The organism is Pseudomonas sp. BR20, from assembly GCF_050780135.1.
In the GTDB taxonomy this organism is placed as follows: domain Bacteria; phylum Pseudomonadota; class Gammaproteobacteria; order Pseudomonadales; family Pseudomonadaceae; genus Aquipseudomonas.
In genome coordinates this window covers 5019793-5034524 of sequence record NZ_CP172012.1, presented here as the reverse complement: position 1 = coordinate 5034524, position 14732 = coordinate 5019793, and the positions used below count along the sequence as shown (strand labels likewise).

At 61.1% G+C, this 14732-nt stretch carries 12 protein-coding genes; 5 read left to right on the top strand and 7 right to left on the bottom strand.

Features of this window, described 5'->3' with window-relative positions; all coding sequences use genetic code 11:
• Window positions 1-379 precede the first annotated feature (379 nt).
• Window positions 380-685: a hypothetical protein gene (locus ACHPFG_RS23100; protein WP_431700519.1), complete on the bottom strand. Its 306-nt coding sequence runs from the start codon at window positions 683-685 to the stop codon at window positions 380-382.
• 457 nt (window positions 686-1142) lie between these two features.
• Between ACHPFG_RS23100 and ACHPFG_RS23095 the strand changes: the two genes are divergently transcribed.
• Complete coding sequence (locus tag ACHPFG_RS23095) at window positions 1143-1466, top strand: hypothetical protein (RefSeq protein WP_043293316.1); 324 nt, start codon at window positions 1143-1145, stop codon at window positions 1464-1466.
• A gap of 175 nt (window positions 1467-1641) precedes the next feature.
• On the top strand, window positions 1642-3006 hold the full coding sequence (gene rmuC / locus ACHPFG_RS23090; protein ID WP_178116757.1) for a DNA recombination protein RmuC: 1365 nt from the start codon (window positions 1642-1644) through the stop codon (window positions 3004-3006).
• Window positions 3007-3129: 123 nt separating this feature from the next.
• Here the strand turns inward: rmuC and ACHPFG_RS23085 are convergent, their stop codons facing one another.
• The 3 genes from ACHPFG_RS23085 to ACHPFG_RS23075 all read right to left on the bottom strand — a co-directional run bounded on the left by ACHPFG_RS23085 (window position 3130) and on the right by ACHPFG_RS23075 (window position 7711).
• Window positions 3130-6600 (bottom strand): hybrid sensor histidine kinase/response regulator, encoded by a 3471-nt coding sequence (locus tag ACHPFG_RS23085; protein WP_131698599.1) that lies wholly within the window; start codon window positions 6598-6600, stop codon window positions 3130-3132.
• A gap of 119 nt (window positions 6601-6719) precedes the next feature.
• Window positions 6720-7103: a YbaN family protein gene (locus ACHPFG_RS23080; RefSeq protein WP_027603821.1), complete on the bottom strand. Its 384-nt coding sequence runs from the start codon at window positions 7101-7103 to the stop codon at window positions 6720-6722.
• 20 nt (window positions 7104-7123) lie between these two features.
• Complete coding sequence (locus ACHPFG_RS23075) at window positions 7124-7711, bottom strand: YecA family protein (RefSeq protein WP_131698598.1); 588 nt, start codon at window positions 7709-7711, stop codon at window positions 7124-7126.
• A gap of 279 nt (window positions 7712-7990) precedes the next feature.
• Here ACHPFG_RS23075 and recQ point away from each other — a divergent pair, with 279 nt between their 5' ends.
• Together recQ and ACHPFG_RS23065 are read left to right on the top strand one after the other, a co-directional pair.
• Entirely contained in the window at window positions 7991-10117 is a 2127-nt protein-coding gene (recQ, locus tag ACHPFG_RS23070; protein ID WP_184743580.1) for a DNA helicase RecQ, read from the top strand.
• A gap of 121 nt (window positions 10118-10238) precedes the next feature.
• Complete coding sequence (locus ACHPFG_RS23065) at window positions 10239-10673, top strand: MarR family transcriptional regulator (protein WP_131698596.1); 435 nt, start codon at window positions 10239-10241, stop codon at window positions 10671-10673.
• Window positions 10674-10733: 60 nt separating this feature from the next.
• On the opposite strand, the gene ACHPFG_RS23060 is transcribed toward ACHPFG_RS23065, so the two are convergent.
• Complete coding sequence (locus ACHPFG_RS23060) at window positions 10734-12923, bottom strand: patatin-like phospholipase family protein (protein WP_431700518.1); 2190 nt, start codon at window positions 12921-12923, stop codon at window positions 10734-10736.
• A gap of 84 nt (window positions 12924-13007) precedes the next feature.
• On the opposite strand from ACHPFG_RS23060, the gene ACHPFG_RS23055 reads away from it, so the two are divergent.
• Entirely contained in the window at window positions 13008-13295 is a 288-nt protein-coding gene (locus ACHPFG_RS23055; RefSeq protein WP_431700517.1) for a SelT/SelW/SelH family protein, read from the top strand.
• A 41-nt stretch (window positions 13296-13336) separates the two neighbouring features.
• Here the strand turns inward: ACHPFG_RS23055 and ACHPFG_RS23050 are convergent, their stop codons facing one another.
• Window positions 13337-13618 carry a hypothetical protein gene (locus ACHPFG_RS23050; RefSeq protein ID WP_027603827.1) on the bottom strand — a complete coding sequence of 94 codons (282 nt, stop codon included), beginning with the start codon at window positions 13616-13618 and terminating at the stop codon, window positions 13337-13339.
• Window positions 13619-13749: 131 nt separating this feature from the next.
• Complete coding sequence (locus tag ACHPFG_RS23045; RefSeq protein WP_431700516.1) at window positions 13750-14634, bottom strand: DMT family transporter; 885 nt, start codon at window positions 14632-14634, stop codon at window positions 13750-13752.
• Window positions 14635-14732: the final 98 nt, after the last annotated feature.

Genomic DNA, 14732 nt, shown 5'->3' with positions numbered 1-14732 from the left:
GTTGATCACCATTGATCAAACGAAGAACCCGACTGGAACAAAGCAGCCAGTTTGAAGCGCTAATAAGTTAGGCGCGCTTGGGCTGGCAGGTAGGTACTTAGGAGGGCAGGCAACACAACAAGGGCAAAGGTTCTGGGCCCGGGGTGAAGATCCTGATCAATTTGCAGGTTGGTTCGGTCAGAGTATGGAAACTTCGCGGCACCCTTTGCTTGTTCAAAGGCAGTGTCGTCGCAAGTGATACCTGGAAACCATCGAGGTGGTCGATCCCGTGTTGTTCAGGGGAGTTGTTCGACCAGAATTGACTTTCAGCTTGGTACTAACGCTGCGGATAGTAACGGATTGAAACAGGTAATGGAAGCGCGTTAATCAAAAACTGCAATCAACCGCCCAGCAGGCCGCGATACACCAGCACCGTGACGGCCGCGGCCAGGGAACAACCCAGCCCATAGGCGGCCAGGGTCAGGCGCAAGGATTGGCCGGTCTCGACCATCTTCATCACATCGCCCATGTCATCGATACGCCCTTCACCCAGCTCGATGCACAGGCTCGTGGCGGTGAAAGCGGCCGATAGCAGGATGGCGATGGCAAACAACGCCCCATCCGGGGATGGCAGCGCGACATTGATCCCTAATGAAATGGCGCAGATGGCCAGTAACAACACGGCGAATAATAGAATTCCTTTCATCAGCCCACTCAGCGTTGCGTTGTCCGTCGGGCAGTGTGGCGAGCCGGAAAAGATTTGAAAAGTCCCTGGTTTGCCTCGGCGGTAACATTTTTGAAGGCTGTCGCTTCAAAAAAAGCCGGGGATATAACCATCGGATCGGTACTTGTGCACATTAGTTGCGGCGTGTGTAACCGGGCTGTCAATTGCTGGACAAGGCCGCCATTTGCCTGCAATGGAAATTTAAGTCAATGAAAAATCTGGCTTTTTTTTATTGGTGAAAAAATCGTCAGTTTGACTGCGGGCCCCGTTCCATGGGCCTTTGCGCGCGTTAAAGGCTGGTTGTCCACTGAGTTATCCACAGCTTCTGTGGATTGTCCCGAGCGCTTGCTCTAGAACGGGCGTGCAGGGTTTTTTCAGCTTTACCTGTACGAAAAAAAGAGTAGAGTGGCGCGCCTTCCGTTCTGTCCCACAGTGCTTTATGAAGTTTCGCTCAGTATCACCTTCTGTTACCGACACCCCCCAGACTGTTACCGCGCCCAAGCGTTTTTCTTTGAAGGTCGCCCTGTGGTTGCTCGACAGCCCACGCCTGGGGCACAGCACCAACGTCAAACACTTCGCCGGGCGCTTGCTCAAGCAGCCGGCCCGTGAGGGCGTAGTGGCTGCGCAAAGCCGCCTGGGCCAATTGATGTGCCGTGAGTGCGGCAACGCCCGCGACCGCCGCATCGGCCACGATCTGCTGCGCCTGGCCGCCCGTGCCGGTGACCGCCGTGCCCAACGAGAACTGGGTCAGGTCGAAGACTGAGCTGTCCTCACGCTCTACGCTTGGTTAACCTTGCTCCTTTTCGGTGATGGCAGAAATGGCTATGGTTTTTGACTGGACCAGTATTGCCCTGGGCCTGGCTGGCGCCGCAGTGCCTTTATTGGCGGTGTGCTGGCAGATTCAACGGCGGTTGACCGCGCGGACCACCGGCTGGGAACTGCTCGAAGAGCGCCTGGCCACTGCGCAACTGGCCCAGGAAGGCCTCACCGCTCAATTGGATGCCAGTCGCGATGAAATCAGCGATCTGAGCCAGGCCAATGCCGCCAAGCAAGCGGACCTCGCTGCCGTGCGTCGGGAGGTCGAGCTGTTGCAGATCGACCGCGATAATGCCCGCGACGCCGCCCACGCCTGGAACCTTGACCGCAGCGCCAAGGAAACCGAATTGCGCCGCCTTGATGCATTGTCGGCCGCCTTGCGCGCCGAACTGCGCGAGCAGCAGGAAAGCCATCAGCAGCGCCTCGCCGACCTGCAAGGGTCGCGTGACGAATTGCGTGCGCAGTTCGCTGAGCTGGCCGGCAAGATCTTTGATGAGCGTGAGCAGCGCTTTGCCGAGACCAGCCAGGAGCGCCTTGGCCAGTTGCTCGATCCCTTGAAGGAACGCATCCAGTCCTTCGAAAAACGCGTCGAAGAGAGCTATCAGAACGAGGCTCGCGAGCGCTTTTCCCTGGCCAAGGAGCTTGAGCGCTTGCAGCAACTGAACCTGCGTCTGTCAGACGAAGCCACCAACCTGACCCGCGCCCTCAAGGGCCAGAAAACCCAGGGCAACTGGGGTGAGCTGATTCTCGAGCGCGTGCTGGAGCATGCCGGCCTGGAGAAGGGCCGCGAGTACCAGACCCAGGTCAGCCTCAAGGGCCCGGACGGCGAGCGTTTCCAGCCGGATGTGCTGATCATGTTGCCTGGCGACAAGCAGGTCGTGGTGGACTCCAAAGTCAGCCTGACCGCGTACCAGCAGTATGTCGCAGCCGATGATGAGGTCATCGGCCAGACGGCCTTGAAACAGCACGTGCTGTCGCTGCGCAATCACGTCAAAGGTTTGGCCGGTAAGGATTACAAACGCCTGGAAGGCCTGCACAGCCTGGATTTCGTGTTGTTGTTCGTGCCGATCGAAGCCGCTTTTTCCGCGGCCTTGCAGGCCGAACCGAATCTGTTCCAAGAGGCTTTCGACCGTCATATCGTGATCGTCAGCCCAACGACGCTGCTCGCCACCCTGCGGGTAATCGACAGCCTGTGGAAACAGGAGCGCCAAAGCCAGAACGCCCGCGAAATTGCCGAACGCGCCGGGTGGCTGTACGACAAGTTCGTGCTGTTTATCCAGGATCTGGACGAAGTGGGCAATCGTCTACAGCAATTGGACAAGGCTTACAGCGCGGCGCGGAACAAGCTGACAGATGGGCGTGGAAACCTGGTCAGTCGCACCGAGCAATTAAAGTTGCTCGGTGCGCGTGCCAGCAAAAGCCTGCCGGCGGATTTGCTGGAGCGGGCGATGACCGACGCCGACGGTGTCGCGCATCTTCCCGAATAAACACATTCCGAGAGGTGGGAGGGGGCTTGCTCCCGATTGCAGTGGATCAGGCACAGATGGTGTGACTGATGCTCCGCTATCGGGGGCAAGCCCCCTTCCACATTTTGACTGGGTACATCCGGCTTATAGAGGTAAGTGTCGACTCAGCAACGCCCGTAACGCGGCTGGCTTCACCGGCTTGGCAAGGTAATCCAACCCCGCCGCATGCACCTCTGCCACCATCTCCGGGCGGCCGTCGGCACTGATGACCACGCCGGGGATCGGCTCCGCCATTTGTGTACGCAGCCAGCCCATCAACTCGGTACCGGTCTCACCGTGATCAAGGTGGTAATCCACCAGCGCCAGTTGCGGGCGTATGCCTTGCTCCAGCAGCGCCGCACATTGCGCCTGATCGGTGGCAGTCCACACCTCACAGCCCCAGCGTGTCAGCAGGCTGCGCATACCGATCAGAATGCTCTCTTCGTTATCCACGCAGAGCACTTGCGCGCCGCTCAAGGGCAGGCCGTTTTCATGTACTGCTTTGACTTGCGGGCTGGCCTGGTTGCGCGCCAGCGGCACGCGTACGCTGAACACGCTGCCCTTGCCGGGCCATGAGCGCACGCTCAGACGATGGTCCAGCACTCGGCACAGGCCGTCGGCAATCGCGAGGCCCAGGCCCAGGCCTTTCTCGGCGCGGGTCTGGTGGCTGTCCAGGCGCTTGAACTCTTCGAAGATCACCTTCTGTTTATCCTGCGGGATACCGGGGCCACGGTCCCAGACTTCCAGGCACAGCTCGCCCTTGCGTCGGCGTACGCCGAGCAGCACCGAGCCATCGGAATACCGGAAAGCGTTGGTCAGGAAATTCTGCAAAATCCGCCGTAGCAGCTTGATGTCGCTGTCGACGCGCAAGCGGCTGCCCCGCAGGCGGAAGCGCAAGCCCTGCTCTTGGGCCAGGGCCTTGAATTCGGCGCCGAGGGTATCGAACAACTCATTGAGTACGAAAGGCTGGCGCTGCGGATTGATCTTGCCGTTTTCCAGGCGGGAGATATCCAGCAGGTCGCTGATCAGGTCTTCGGCAGAGCGCAGCGAGCTGTCCAGATGCTGCACCAGTTGCCGTGCCTCGCTGGACAGGCCGTCGTTCTGGTGGGAGAGGGCGGCGGAGAACAGGCGTGCGGCGTTCAACGGCTGCATCAGGTCATGGCTGACCGCCGCGAGGAAGCGGGTCTTCGACTGGCTGGCGGACTCGGCGACGCCTTTGGCATCGGTGAGCGCCACATTGAGCTGCGACAGTTCGTGGGTGCGCTCGGTCACCCGTTGTTCGAGGCCTTCGTTGGCCTCGGTGAGTGCCTGCTCGGCCTCGCGGAACGCGGTAATGTCGGTGAAACTCATGACGAAGCCGCCGCCGGGCATCGGGTTGCCGATCAGCTCGATTACCCGTCCATTCGGGAACAGGCGCTCTGACGTATGCGCGCGGCCCTGGCGCATCCAGTGCAGGCGGCGCGCCACGTGCACCTCGGCTTCGCCCGGCCCGCACAGGCCGCGCTCGGCGTTGTAGCGAATGATGTCGGCAATCGGCCGGCCTACGCTGATCAGCCCGTCCGGGTAATTGAACAATTCCAGATAGCGCCGGTTCCAGGCCACCAGCTTGAGGGACTGGTCCACCACACTGATACCCTGGGTGATGTTCTCGATGGCGCCTTGCAGCAATGCGCGATTGAATTGCAACACTTCGGACGCTTCGTCGGCGATGCGTACGACATCCTCCAGTTGCATTTCCCGCCCTTCGATCGCCGCTTTCACCACGGCCCGAGTCGAAGATGCACCGAGGACACCGGCCAGCAAGCGTTCGGTGTGGGCGATCCAGTCGTTGTCGGCATTCTGGTTGGGGTTAAAGCCTTTGCCCTGGCGATAGGCGAAGCGGATAAAACTCTGTTGGGCCCGTTCTTCACCGACAAAACGCGCGGCCAGGCTGAGCAGGTCGCTGATCTGTACCGACAGCATCGAGCGGGCACTCGCGCGCTGGCTGATTTCCTGGCCGATAAAACGCCCGGCTTGCCAGTGTTCCGACACGCGCGTGCGCGACAGCATCGACACCCACACGAACAGCGTGAAGTTACCTGCGAGGGAGAACACCGTGCCCAAGGTCAGTGAGGTGACGGACAAACCGAGCGGGTGCGAATGCATCCACGTCAGCCCCGGGAAAAGGGTGAGGGACCAACCCAGGCTTTTCGCTGTAACCGGTAGGACCAAGGTGTAGAACCACAGGAACGTACCTGCTGCCAGCCCCGCAAACACGCCACGGCGGTTGGCCTGTTTCCAGTACAGCGCGCCGAGCATGGCCGGGGCCAGTTGGGTCACGGCGGCAAAGGCGATCTGGCCGATGGTCGCCAGGCTCGCGGTAGAGCCCAGCAGGCGGTAGCTGACATACGCCAGCAGCAGGATGATCACGATGCTGACCCGGCGCACCGACAGCATCCAGTGGCGGAACACTTCGAACGGTCGCTCGGCGCTGGAACGGCGCAGCAGCCAGGGCAGCAGCATGTCGTTGGAGACCATGGTCGACAACGCGATGCTCGCCACGATCACCATGCCGGTGGCCGCCGACGCACCGCCGATAAACGCCAGTACGGCAAGGGCCGGGTGAGCCTCGGCCATGGGCAGGCTGATCACATAGGAGTCCGGCAGTACCGAACCAGGCAGCATCATTTTGCCGCCCAGGGCGATCGGCACTACGAAAAGTGCGGCGAGGATCAGGTAGGCCGGGAATACCCACTTGGCCAGGCGCAAATCCTGGGGGTCGATGTTTTCCACGACCGTCACATGAAACTGCCGAGGCAAGCAGATGATCGCCATCATGGCGACGCCGGTTTGCACCACCATCGACGGCCAGTTGATGGTTTCCTTCCAGTATTCCTCCAGGCGTGGTGCGAGCATCGCCTGGCTGAACAGGTCGCCGAAACCGTCGTACAGGCCGTAGGTCACAAACGCGCCGACTGCGAGAAACGCGAACAGCTTGACCAGGGATTCAAATGCAATCGCCAACACCATGCCACGGTGGTGCTCCGTGGCGTCCAGGTTGCGTGTACCGAACACAATGGTGAACAACGCCAGCACCAGGGACACGATCAACGCGGTGTCCTGGGCGCGGGTGCCGGTGGTGTCCGCGCCAGCGCCAATCAGCAGGTTGACCCCCAGCACGATGCCTTTGAGTTGCAGGGCGATATAAGGCAGCACGCCCACCAGGCAGATCAGCGCGACCACCACCGCCAGGGACTGGGATTTGCCATAGCGTGCAGCGATAAAGTCGGCGATGGAGGTGATGTTTTCCTGCTTGCTGATCAGGATCATCTTCTGCAGCACCCAGGGTGCCAACACCAGTAGCAGCACCGGTCCCAGGTAGATCGGTAAAAACGCCCACAGTTGTTCGGCGGCCTGGCCTACGGCGCCGAAGAAGGTCCAACTGGTGCAGTAGACGGCCAGCGACAGGCTATAGACCCAGGCACGCATGCGCGGCGGCAGCGGCGCGCGGCGACGGTCACCGTAGAAGGCGATGGCAAACATAATGGCCATATAGGCCAGGGCAACGGCGGCGATCAGCCCGCTGGACAACGTCATGGTAACTCCGAGCATGAGAACACCCAGGCATTCCAGGCCCGGTTGGACAGTCTCGCATGATGCCTGGGGTTAGTCAGTGTCGACCAAGGTCGTGTGGGATCTAATGTCGCAGTGGGCGCTTAGCGCGGTGGCAGGGTTTTCTGGCGCAGGATGTAGATTGTCACCAGCACGGCGCTGGTCAGCATGAACCCGCGGGCCCATGGCAGCGGTACCAGGTAGCAGGAAAAACCGATACTCAGCCACATCAGGCCAATGGCGTAGACCTTGCCCTTGAGTGGAATGCCGTTGCCGTCCAGGTAATCACGAATCCAAGGGCCCAGGCGCGGGTGTTCCACCAGCCACTGGTAGAAACGCGGGGAGCTTCGAGCGAAGCAGGCGGCAGCGAGAAGAAGGAAGGGTGTGGTCGGCAAGACCGGCAGGAAAATACCGATCACTCCCAACGCTACGCTCAGCCAGCCGATGGCCAGCAGCACGTAACGCAGGAGCAGCGAGCGATTGCCCATGGGTGTCACGGGCAGGCGACTCAGTGGTGACGTGGCTTGAGGATCGCCGGTTTTTCGTCAGGAGCGTTGCACAGCAGGTACAGGGCGGTCAGCGCTTCCGGGATCTGTACGATCATGTCGTCCATCAGGTTGGCGTCGGCGGCGATGTCGGAAAATTCAGCTTCCTCCTCAAACAGCCCCGAGCCGACCATGATCGGCAGCAGCATTTCGCTGACTTCTTCCTCGGCGGATTCGAACCAGGCAGCTTCGCGCAGGAACACGCCTTCCATGAAGCCGATGCACCAGCCGCGCAGGTCGGAGTCGTCCGGCTCTTCGCCGAGGTCCAGGTCGCACGGCAGCTCGAATTCCTCATCGGAAGCCAGTTGGCGGCCGATGTGGGCCTTGAGGGCCAGCAGGGTGGATTCGATTTCTTCGCGCTGTGCGGCGTCGGCGTAGTGCGGTTCTTCGGCGAACAGCGCGTCGATCCATTCACGGTCGGGAACGACCTCGGAGCAGATCGACAGGGCGGTCAGGTAGCCGTGGGCGGCCACGTAGTCCAGCGCCTCGTCATGCAGCTCATCGGCGTCGAGGAAGGCTTGCAGGCGGGTTAGTTGCTCAGCGAAGGACATTGAAGGACTACCTTGGGAATAAACGATGCTGAATTCTAGGCTTTCTTGCGCGCCCAAGCCAGTCGGCATGCATATTTGCCAGGTTTTTGAGACAGGCTGCAATTCGTCAGCGGCGCCCTTTGCCGGATGACGCTCGGGTATACTGCCGCGTTTTGTGATGCCCCTGCAGGCCAAGCGCCAGGCCGAGAAAACTTCGCTTACGGATTATTTTCCGTGAAGCCGAAGTTTTTCGGCCAGCCTGTACAGAGGGATTTCGGCACTATTTTGTTGGAGTTATACATGCTCGATCAGGCTCAACGCGTCCTCAAGGACATCTTCGGCTACGACAGTTTTCGTGGCCGCCAGGGTGCGATCATTGAGCGCGTGGCCAAGGGTGGTGATGCGCTGGTCCTGATGCCTACCGGCGGCGGCAAGTCGTTGTGCTTCCAGGTACCGGCGTTGTTGCGCAACGGGCTGGCGGTGGTGGTGTCGCCGCTGATCGCGTTGATGGATGACCAGGTCGCGACCCTGGAAGAGCTCGGCGTCGCTGCCGCTGCGTTGAACTCCACCCTCAGTGCCGAGCAGCAACGCGACCTGGCCGCGCGGATCAAGCGCGGTGAAGTGAAGATGCTCTACCTTGCACCTGAGCGCCTGGTGCAACCGCGCATGCTGGCGTTTTTGCAGAGCCTGGAAATTGCCCTGTTCGCCATCGACGAAGCCCACTGCGTATCGCAATGGGGGCATGATTTTCGTCGCGAATATTTGCAGCTCGGTCAACTGGCGGAGCTGTTCCCGGACGTTCCCCGCATCGCCCTGACCGCCACCGCCGACAAGCGCACGCGTGAAGAAATCGTCGAGCGTCTGCACCTGCAGAACGCCGAGCGCTTCCTGTCGAGCTTCGACCGGCCGAATATTTTCTACCGCATCGTGCCCAAGGAGCAGCCTCGCAAGCAGCTGCTGGCGTTCCTTTCGGAGCGACGCAGCGATGCGGGCATTGTCTATTGCCTGTCGCGCAAGAAGGTCGATGAAGTGGCTGCATTCCTCTGCGAGCAGGGCTACCCGGCGCTGCCGTACCACGCCGGCCTGCCCAACGAAACGCGCTCTGCCCACCAGAAACGCTTCCTTAACGAGGAAGGCCTGATCATGGTGGCTACCATCGCGTTCGGCATGGGCATCGACAAATCCAACGTGCGCTTCGTGGCCCATATGGACCTGCCCAAGTCCCTTGAGGCCTATTACCAGGAGACTGGGCGTGCCGGTCGTGATGGCCTGCCGGCCGATGCCTGGATGGTCTACGGCCTTCAGGACGTGGTGATGCTCAAGCAGATGCTGCAGAACTCCGAAGGCGATGAGCGCCATAAACGCCTGGAGCAGCACAAGCTCGACGCGATGCTCTCGTTGTGTGAAGAGACCCGCTGCCGCCGCCAGACCTTGCTGGCGTACTTCGACGAGGACATGCCGCAGCCGTGCGGCCACTGCGATAACTGCATTGATGGTGTACAGACCTGGGACGCCACCGAGCCGGCCCGCCAGGCACTGTCGACGATCTACCGCACCGGCCAGCGTTATGGCGTAGGCCACCTGGTGGATGTGTTGCTGGGCAAGGACAACGAAAAAGTGCGCAGCTTCGGCCACGAAAAACTCTCGGTCTACGGCGTCGGCAAGGCCCGTGCCGAAGGCGAGTGGCGCTCGTTGTTCCGGCAGATGGTTGCGCGTGGCCTGGTGGACATCGATATCGAAGGGTATGGCGGCCTGCGCCTGAACGACAGTTGCCGGCCGCTGCTCAAGGGCGAGGTGAGCCTGGAGCTGCGCCGCGACCTCAAGCCGCAGACTACCGCCAAGACCAGCACCAGCCAGGCCAGCCAGCTTGTCCGGGGTGAAGAACGTGAGCAGTGGGAAGCACTGCGTACCCTGCGACGCAAACTGGCCCAGGAACACAGCGTGCCGCCGTACGTTATTTTCCCCGACTCCACTTTGCTGGAAATGCTGCGCGAGCAGCCCACCACCATGGCCGAAATGGCCCGGGTCAGTGGCGTCGGTGCGCGTAAGCTGGAGCGCTACGGCCAGGCGTTCCTCGAAGTGCTCGGTGGTCAGGTCGAAGCACCGAAGGAAATCGCCGATATTCGCCATGAACTGATCAGTTTGGCACGCGCCGGCATGACCCCGGTCCAGATCGCCGGCCAGCTGCAATGCTCGGAGAAAAACGTCTATACCTTGCTGGCCGAATCCATCGGAAAGCAGCAGTTGTCCCTGGAGCAGGCTCTTGATTTGCCGGAAGATTTGCTCGGCGAAATCCAGGACGCATTCCTCGACGGAGAAGGCGAATTGCCACCGGTTGCGGAGATTGCACCGCTGTTTGCCGGGCGTGTGCCTGAAGGGGTTTTGTACTGCGTGCGGGCCGCTTTGCAGTCTGAATTCGAAATTTAGTGTGCCAATTACGTCAATGTAACGAATCAGTACATAGCAAGTCTTGCCTAGTGACATGGCTCATGCTTAGCTGACTAATAATTAGCCATACTTTATTTTCAGTCTAACCCATGAGTTTTTTATGCCGTTAACCGATCAACACCGTTTTGGCATGCAGCTGGCGCAAATGTCCCGAGGTTGGCGCGCTGAGCTCGACCGCCGTTTGGCCGGGCTGGGCCTGTCCCAGGCGCGCTGGCTGGTGCTGCTGCACCTGGCTCGTTTCGAAGAAGCGCCCACCCAGCGTGAGCTGGCGCAAAGCGTCGGCGTAGAAGGGCCGACACTGGCCCGGTTGCTCGACAGCCTAGAAGGCCAGGGCCTGGTGCAACGCCAGGCCGTGGTGGAAGACCGTCGCGCCAAACGCATCCTGCTGTGTGACACCGCCAAGCCGTTGATCGAGCAGATCGAGACTATTGCCACGGCTTTGCGCCAGGAACTGTTTATGGGCATTGACGAAGAAGATATGCGTGTATGCATGCGGGTGCATGGGCACATCCTGGCGAATCTGGAAAAGTCCTGATTCGACCTCCGCAGCCTCGCTCGCGCTCGACAGCTGCGACACGAGCGTGAACGGGGGTGGTTAGAAGGTTTGCCCGAGGTTCAGGTACACCGCCTTCTGATTATCATCGTTGAACCCATAGCTGAAATTCAGCGGCCCCAGCGGCGTATCAAACCCGAGGAAAATACTCGCGGCGTTGATATAGCCGCTGTCGAATTCATTGTCGTTGTTCCACGCGCGGCCGCGTTCCAGAGAGGCGCCCAGGTACAGCGGGAAATCCAGCGGCAGGTAGGAGCGCGGTGTCAGCCGGCGGTAGTACACCGCGCGCATCAAGCTGATGTTCTGCCCGGAAATCGCATCCTGGCGGAAGCCCGACAACTGCCGCGCACCGCCCAGCAGGAAGCTGGAAATCACCACGTCCGAATCATCCAGGGTGCGCCCGTAGCGACCGCCCAGTACCAGGGTGTCCGGGCCATGGCTCATGGCCTTGTCCAGCTTGAACTCCCATTGTCGATAGCGCTGGTCCGAGCCCAACCCCGGTTCGAATTCGCGAAAGGCCAGGCCAATGTCCTCGCCGCTGTGGGGGAAGTACACGTTATCCAGGGAGTCGAAGGAATACTTCAGTTCATAGAAGCCTTCGCTGAAGCTCACACTTGGCAGGTCGCGGTCGCCGATGCGCACATCCGCCTTGCCCCAGGCCTCGCCGACACCGAAGCGGATCTCGCCGCTGTTGCCGATCTGGCGTCCCACGTTCAGGCCGAAGCCGTAGCGTTCCAGGCGGTATTCGGAGATGGGGTCGTTGTCCAGGATCAGCTCGATGTTCTGTGCCTGGGCGCTGATATACGGTGCGACGAAATAGCGCGAACCCGTGTCCATCGGCTGGTAGAACTCGCTGTAAAGCTCCTGCCGATCACCGATCTGTACCCGCGTCAGCCACTCGGCACCCAGGCGATTGATGCCGTTCATGCGGTAGCTGGCGCCGAGGTTGAAGGCGCTGTCGCCGCGCATGTCATCCGACAGGTTCAGCCCCAGGCGCAGGTAGTCGGTGCCGCTGCGTTTGCCGCGCGCGCTGATCACCAGGGTGTTGTCCTGGCCCTTTTTCACCACGCGGTATTGCACCTGCTCGAAGTAATCCAGGCCATACAGAGTGCCCATGTCGGTCTGCAGGCGGCCAAGTTCCAGCGGTTGGCCCAACGGTTGGCGGATGTAGTAGCGGATCACGTCGTCGCTGACTTTCGAGTCGTTCTCCACCTTGATCGCGGTAATCACCGGGGTGCGTTCGCCCGGGGTACGCGCGGCTACCAGTTGTGGGTCGATCGGCTCGGCGGGGCGCAAATGTGCCAGGCGAACGTCGAGGGCGCGGGTGGCACGGTAGCCGGCATCGATCATGTCCTTGGCGCGGCCGAAATCCGTCACGCCATAGGCGGCCAGCGGCGGCTGGATCAGTACGTCCTTGGGATGCAGGGCCTTGAGTTGTTCTTCGGAGTTGCGCCGGGTCATCAGGGTGATGGACTGGTTGAGCACGTCCACCACCGTCGCCAGTTGCTTGCGTGAACGCAACGGGGTGCCGATGTCGACCACGATGGCGATGTCCACGCCCATCTCACGCGCCACATCCAGTGGGATGTTATCGGTCATGCCGCCATCCACCAGCAGCCGGCCATCCAGCTCCACCGGGGCGAACACGGCCGGAATCGACATACTGGCGCGGATCACCTGGGGCAGGTGGCCCTTGCTGAACACCACTTTCTCGCCAGTGGTGATGTCGGTGGCCACGGCGCGAAAAGGGATTGGCAATTTGTCGAAATTTCGCGTGTTGCTGGTGTGGGCAAACATGCTTTCCAGCAACAGCGCCAGGTTCTGTCCCTGGATCACGCCAAGGGGCAGGCCGAGGCTGCCGTCATCGCGGAAGCTGAGCTTCTGCTTGACCAGGAAATCCCGGTCATCCTGCTTGCGTCGAAACGGCACGTCTTCCCGTGGCGGTGCGTCGGACAGCGCCTGTTGCCAGTCGATGCCCAGCGCCAGTTTTTCCAGTTCATCGATCTTGTAGCCCGACGCATACAGCCCGCCAATCACCGCGCCCATGCTGGTGCCGGCGATCGCGTCGATATGAATACCCTGTTCCTCGAGGGCCTTGAGCACGCCAATATGCGCCAGGCCCCGGGCGGCACCGCCGGACAGTACCAGGCCGATTTTGGGGCGAGGCGTCTCAACGGCATCGGCGAGAAGAGGGAGCAGGCACAGAAACAGGCAGGACAACAGGCGGCGCATCATGAATCTCGAGGCTGGGCGATAAAGGCCGGTATTATAGCCATCCGATCCGCTGAGCCCGTTACGCCAGGAGCCTGTCAAATTATGTCGTTGACCAAACCCGAGATCGTTATCACCTATTGCACCCAGTGCCAGTGGCTGTTGCGCGCCGCATGGTTGGCGCAGGAGCTGCTGAGTACGTTTGCCGAGGACCTGGGTAAAGTGGCGCTGGAGCCGGCGACCGGCGGGGCGTTTCGCATCACCTGCGATGGCGTGCAAATCTGGGAGCGCAAGGCGGATGGTGGCTTCCCTGAAGCCAAGGTGCTCAAGCAACGGGTGCGCGACCAGATCGATCCACTGCGCGACCTGGGCCACAACGACCGTACGCAATGAAGGTCACCGCCACACCAGGACGGTGACCCCTCAGTTCGCCGCTATTTAGCGGCCATCTTGCTTTTGATGAAGCCCACGACCCAGGTCAGCACCAGGCCACCCACGCCGCCGCCGACGATATTGCTGCCGACTGCCGCCACATCCAGCGCCTCGCCGCCCGATGTGCCGGTCAGCGCGGCGACGACCTGGCCCAGCACGAGCCCGCCGACACCACCCAGCATGGTATTGAGCCCGGTCCCCAGGCTCTGTTTGGTCATGCCGGCCAAATTGCCACCGACGGCACCGCTGATGATCTGAACCAACAAGCTGATGAACATTTCCATGATGAAACCCCTGCATCGCGTTTATGGAGTGACCACTCACGTGCAGCAACTTCAGAAAACACCATGGCTGTCGTCGAGGAGTCTTTATCCGTTGAACGACGGCTGACTGTTGCGGATGTTTAAAGTATAGATCAGGCCGTTGCAGCGGGCTGTTTGGCCTGGCTGGCGCTGCCCATCAGCCCGGAAAGCACGATGGCGACGATGATCAACGCGCCGCCCGACAGCATGCGCAGGGTCGGCGTCTCGGCAAACAGCAGCCAGGCTACCGTGATGCCGTAGACCGGCTCCATGGCGAACACCACCGAGGCGGTGCGCGCCTTGATCACTGCGAGGCTGGCGACAAACAGGCTGTGGGCCAGGCCCGTGCAGAACACCCCAAGCAGACCGATCCACAACCAATCCAGCGCGCGAACGTCCGCCAGCCCCGGCGCGGCCACGGGCAGCAGGCACACGGCGACCACCACGTTCTGGCACAGCGCTGCCTGCACGGCGGGAATCCGTCCGGAGCTGGCGCGGTTGTTCAGCGACAACAATGAGAACAGCAAGCCCGAGACAATCCCCCAAAGCAGGCCGCCCGTGGCTTCGCTGGCGAGGTTGAAGTCCGGCGTCACCAGCACCAGGCCAACGGTGACCAAGGCCACCAGCACGATTTCATTGGCGCGAATACGTTCGCGAAAGATCAGCCCTTCGAGGATCACGGTAAAGGCCGGGAATGCGGTGAACCCCAGCGTGGCGACGGCCACGCCGGCGACCTTGACGGCAATGAAGAACGTCACCCAATGCGCCGCCAGCAACACACCGCTGACCAGCAGGCGGCGCCAGTCCTGCAGCGCCAGGGTTTTCCAGGGGGCGTTGCTGGCGAAGCGTGCAAACACTGCCAGGGCAATCACGGCAAACGCGGCGCGACCGAAGACGATGATGGCCGGGGACGCGGCCGCCAACTTGCCGAAAACGCCGGTAAGGCCAAACATCAGTGCGCCGATATGCAGGGCGCCGAGGGCTGAGCGGGGAGTCATTGCGATCCTTGAACCAACGGGAGTGACAGGTTCGCAGTCTAGAGGGTGCAGGTGTGTGCGTCTGTCGTGGGACTCGCGATTTTTAGCGCAAGGCTCGC

Bases quoted from the DNA above. Each gene is read 5' to 3' on its own strand.
- ACHPFG_RS23050 (WP_027603827.1), bottom strand. From the start codon at position 13,618: ATGGAAATGTTCATCAGCTTGTTGGTTCAGATCATCAGCGGTGCCGTC.
- ACHPFG_RS23085 (WP_131698599.1), bottom strand. From the start codon at position 6,600: ATGACGTTGTCCAGCGGGCTGATCGCCGCCGTTGCCCTGGCCTATATG.
- ACHPFG_RS23095 (WP_043293316.1), top strand. From the start codon at position 1,143: ATGAAGTTTCGCTCAGTATCACCTTCTGTTACCGACACCCCCCAGACT.
- ACHPFG_RS23045 (WP_431700516.1), bottom strand. From the start codon at position 14,634: ATGACTCCCCGCTCAGCCCTCGGCGCCCTGCATATCGGCGCACTGATG.
- ACHPFG_RS23100 (WP_431700519.1), bottom strand. From the start codon at position 685: ATGAAAGGAATTCTATTATTCGCCGTGTTGTTACTGGCCATCTGCGCC.
- ACHPFG_RS23080 (WP_027603821.1), bottom strand. From the start codon at position 7,103: ATGGGCAATCGCTCGCTGCTCCTGCGTTACGTGCTGCTGGCCATCGGC.
- ACHPFG_RS23055 (WP_431700517.1), top strand. From the start codon at position 13,008: ATGTCGTTGACCAAACCCGAGATCGTTATCACCTATTGCACCCAGTGC.
- recQ (WP_184743580.1), top strand. From the start codon at position 7,991: ATGCTCGATCAGGCTCAACGCGTCCTCAAGGACATCTTCGGCTACGAC.
- ACHPFG_RS23060 (WP_431700518.1), bottom strand. From the start codon at position 12,923: ATGCGCCGCCTGTTGTCCTGCCTGTTTCTGTGCCTGCTCCCTCTTCTC.
- ACHPFG_RS23075 (WP_131698598.1), bottom strand. From the start codon at position 7,711: ATGTCCTTCGCTGAGCAACTAACCCGCCTGCAAGCCTTCCTCGACGCC.
- ACHPFG_RS23065 (WP_131698596.1), top strand. From the start codon at position 10,239: ATGCCGTTAACCGATCAACACCGTTTTGGCATGCAGCTGGCGCAAATG.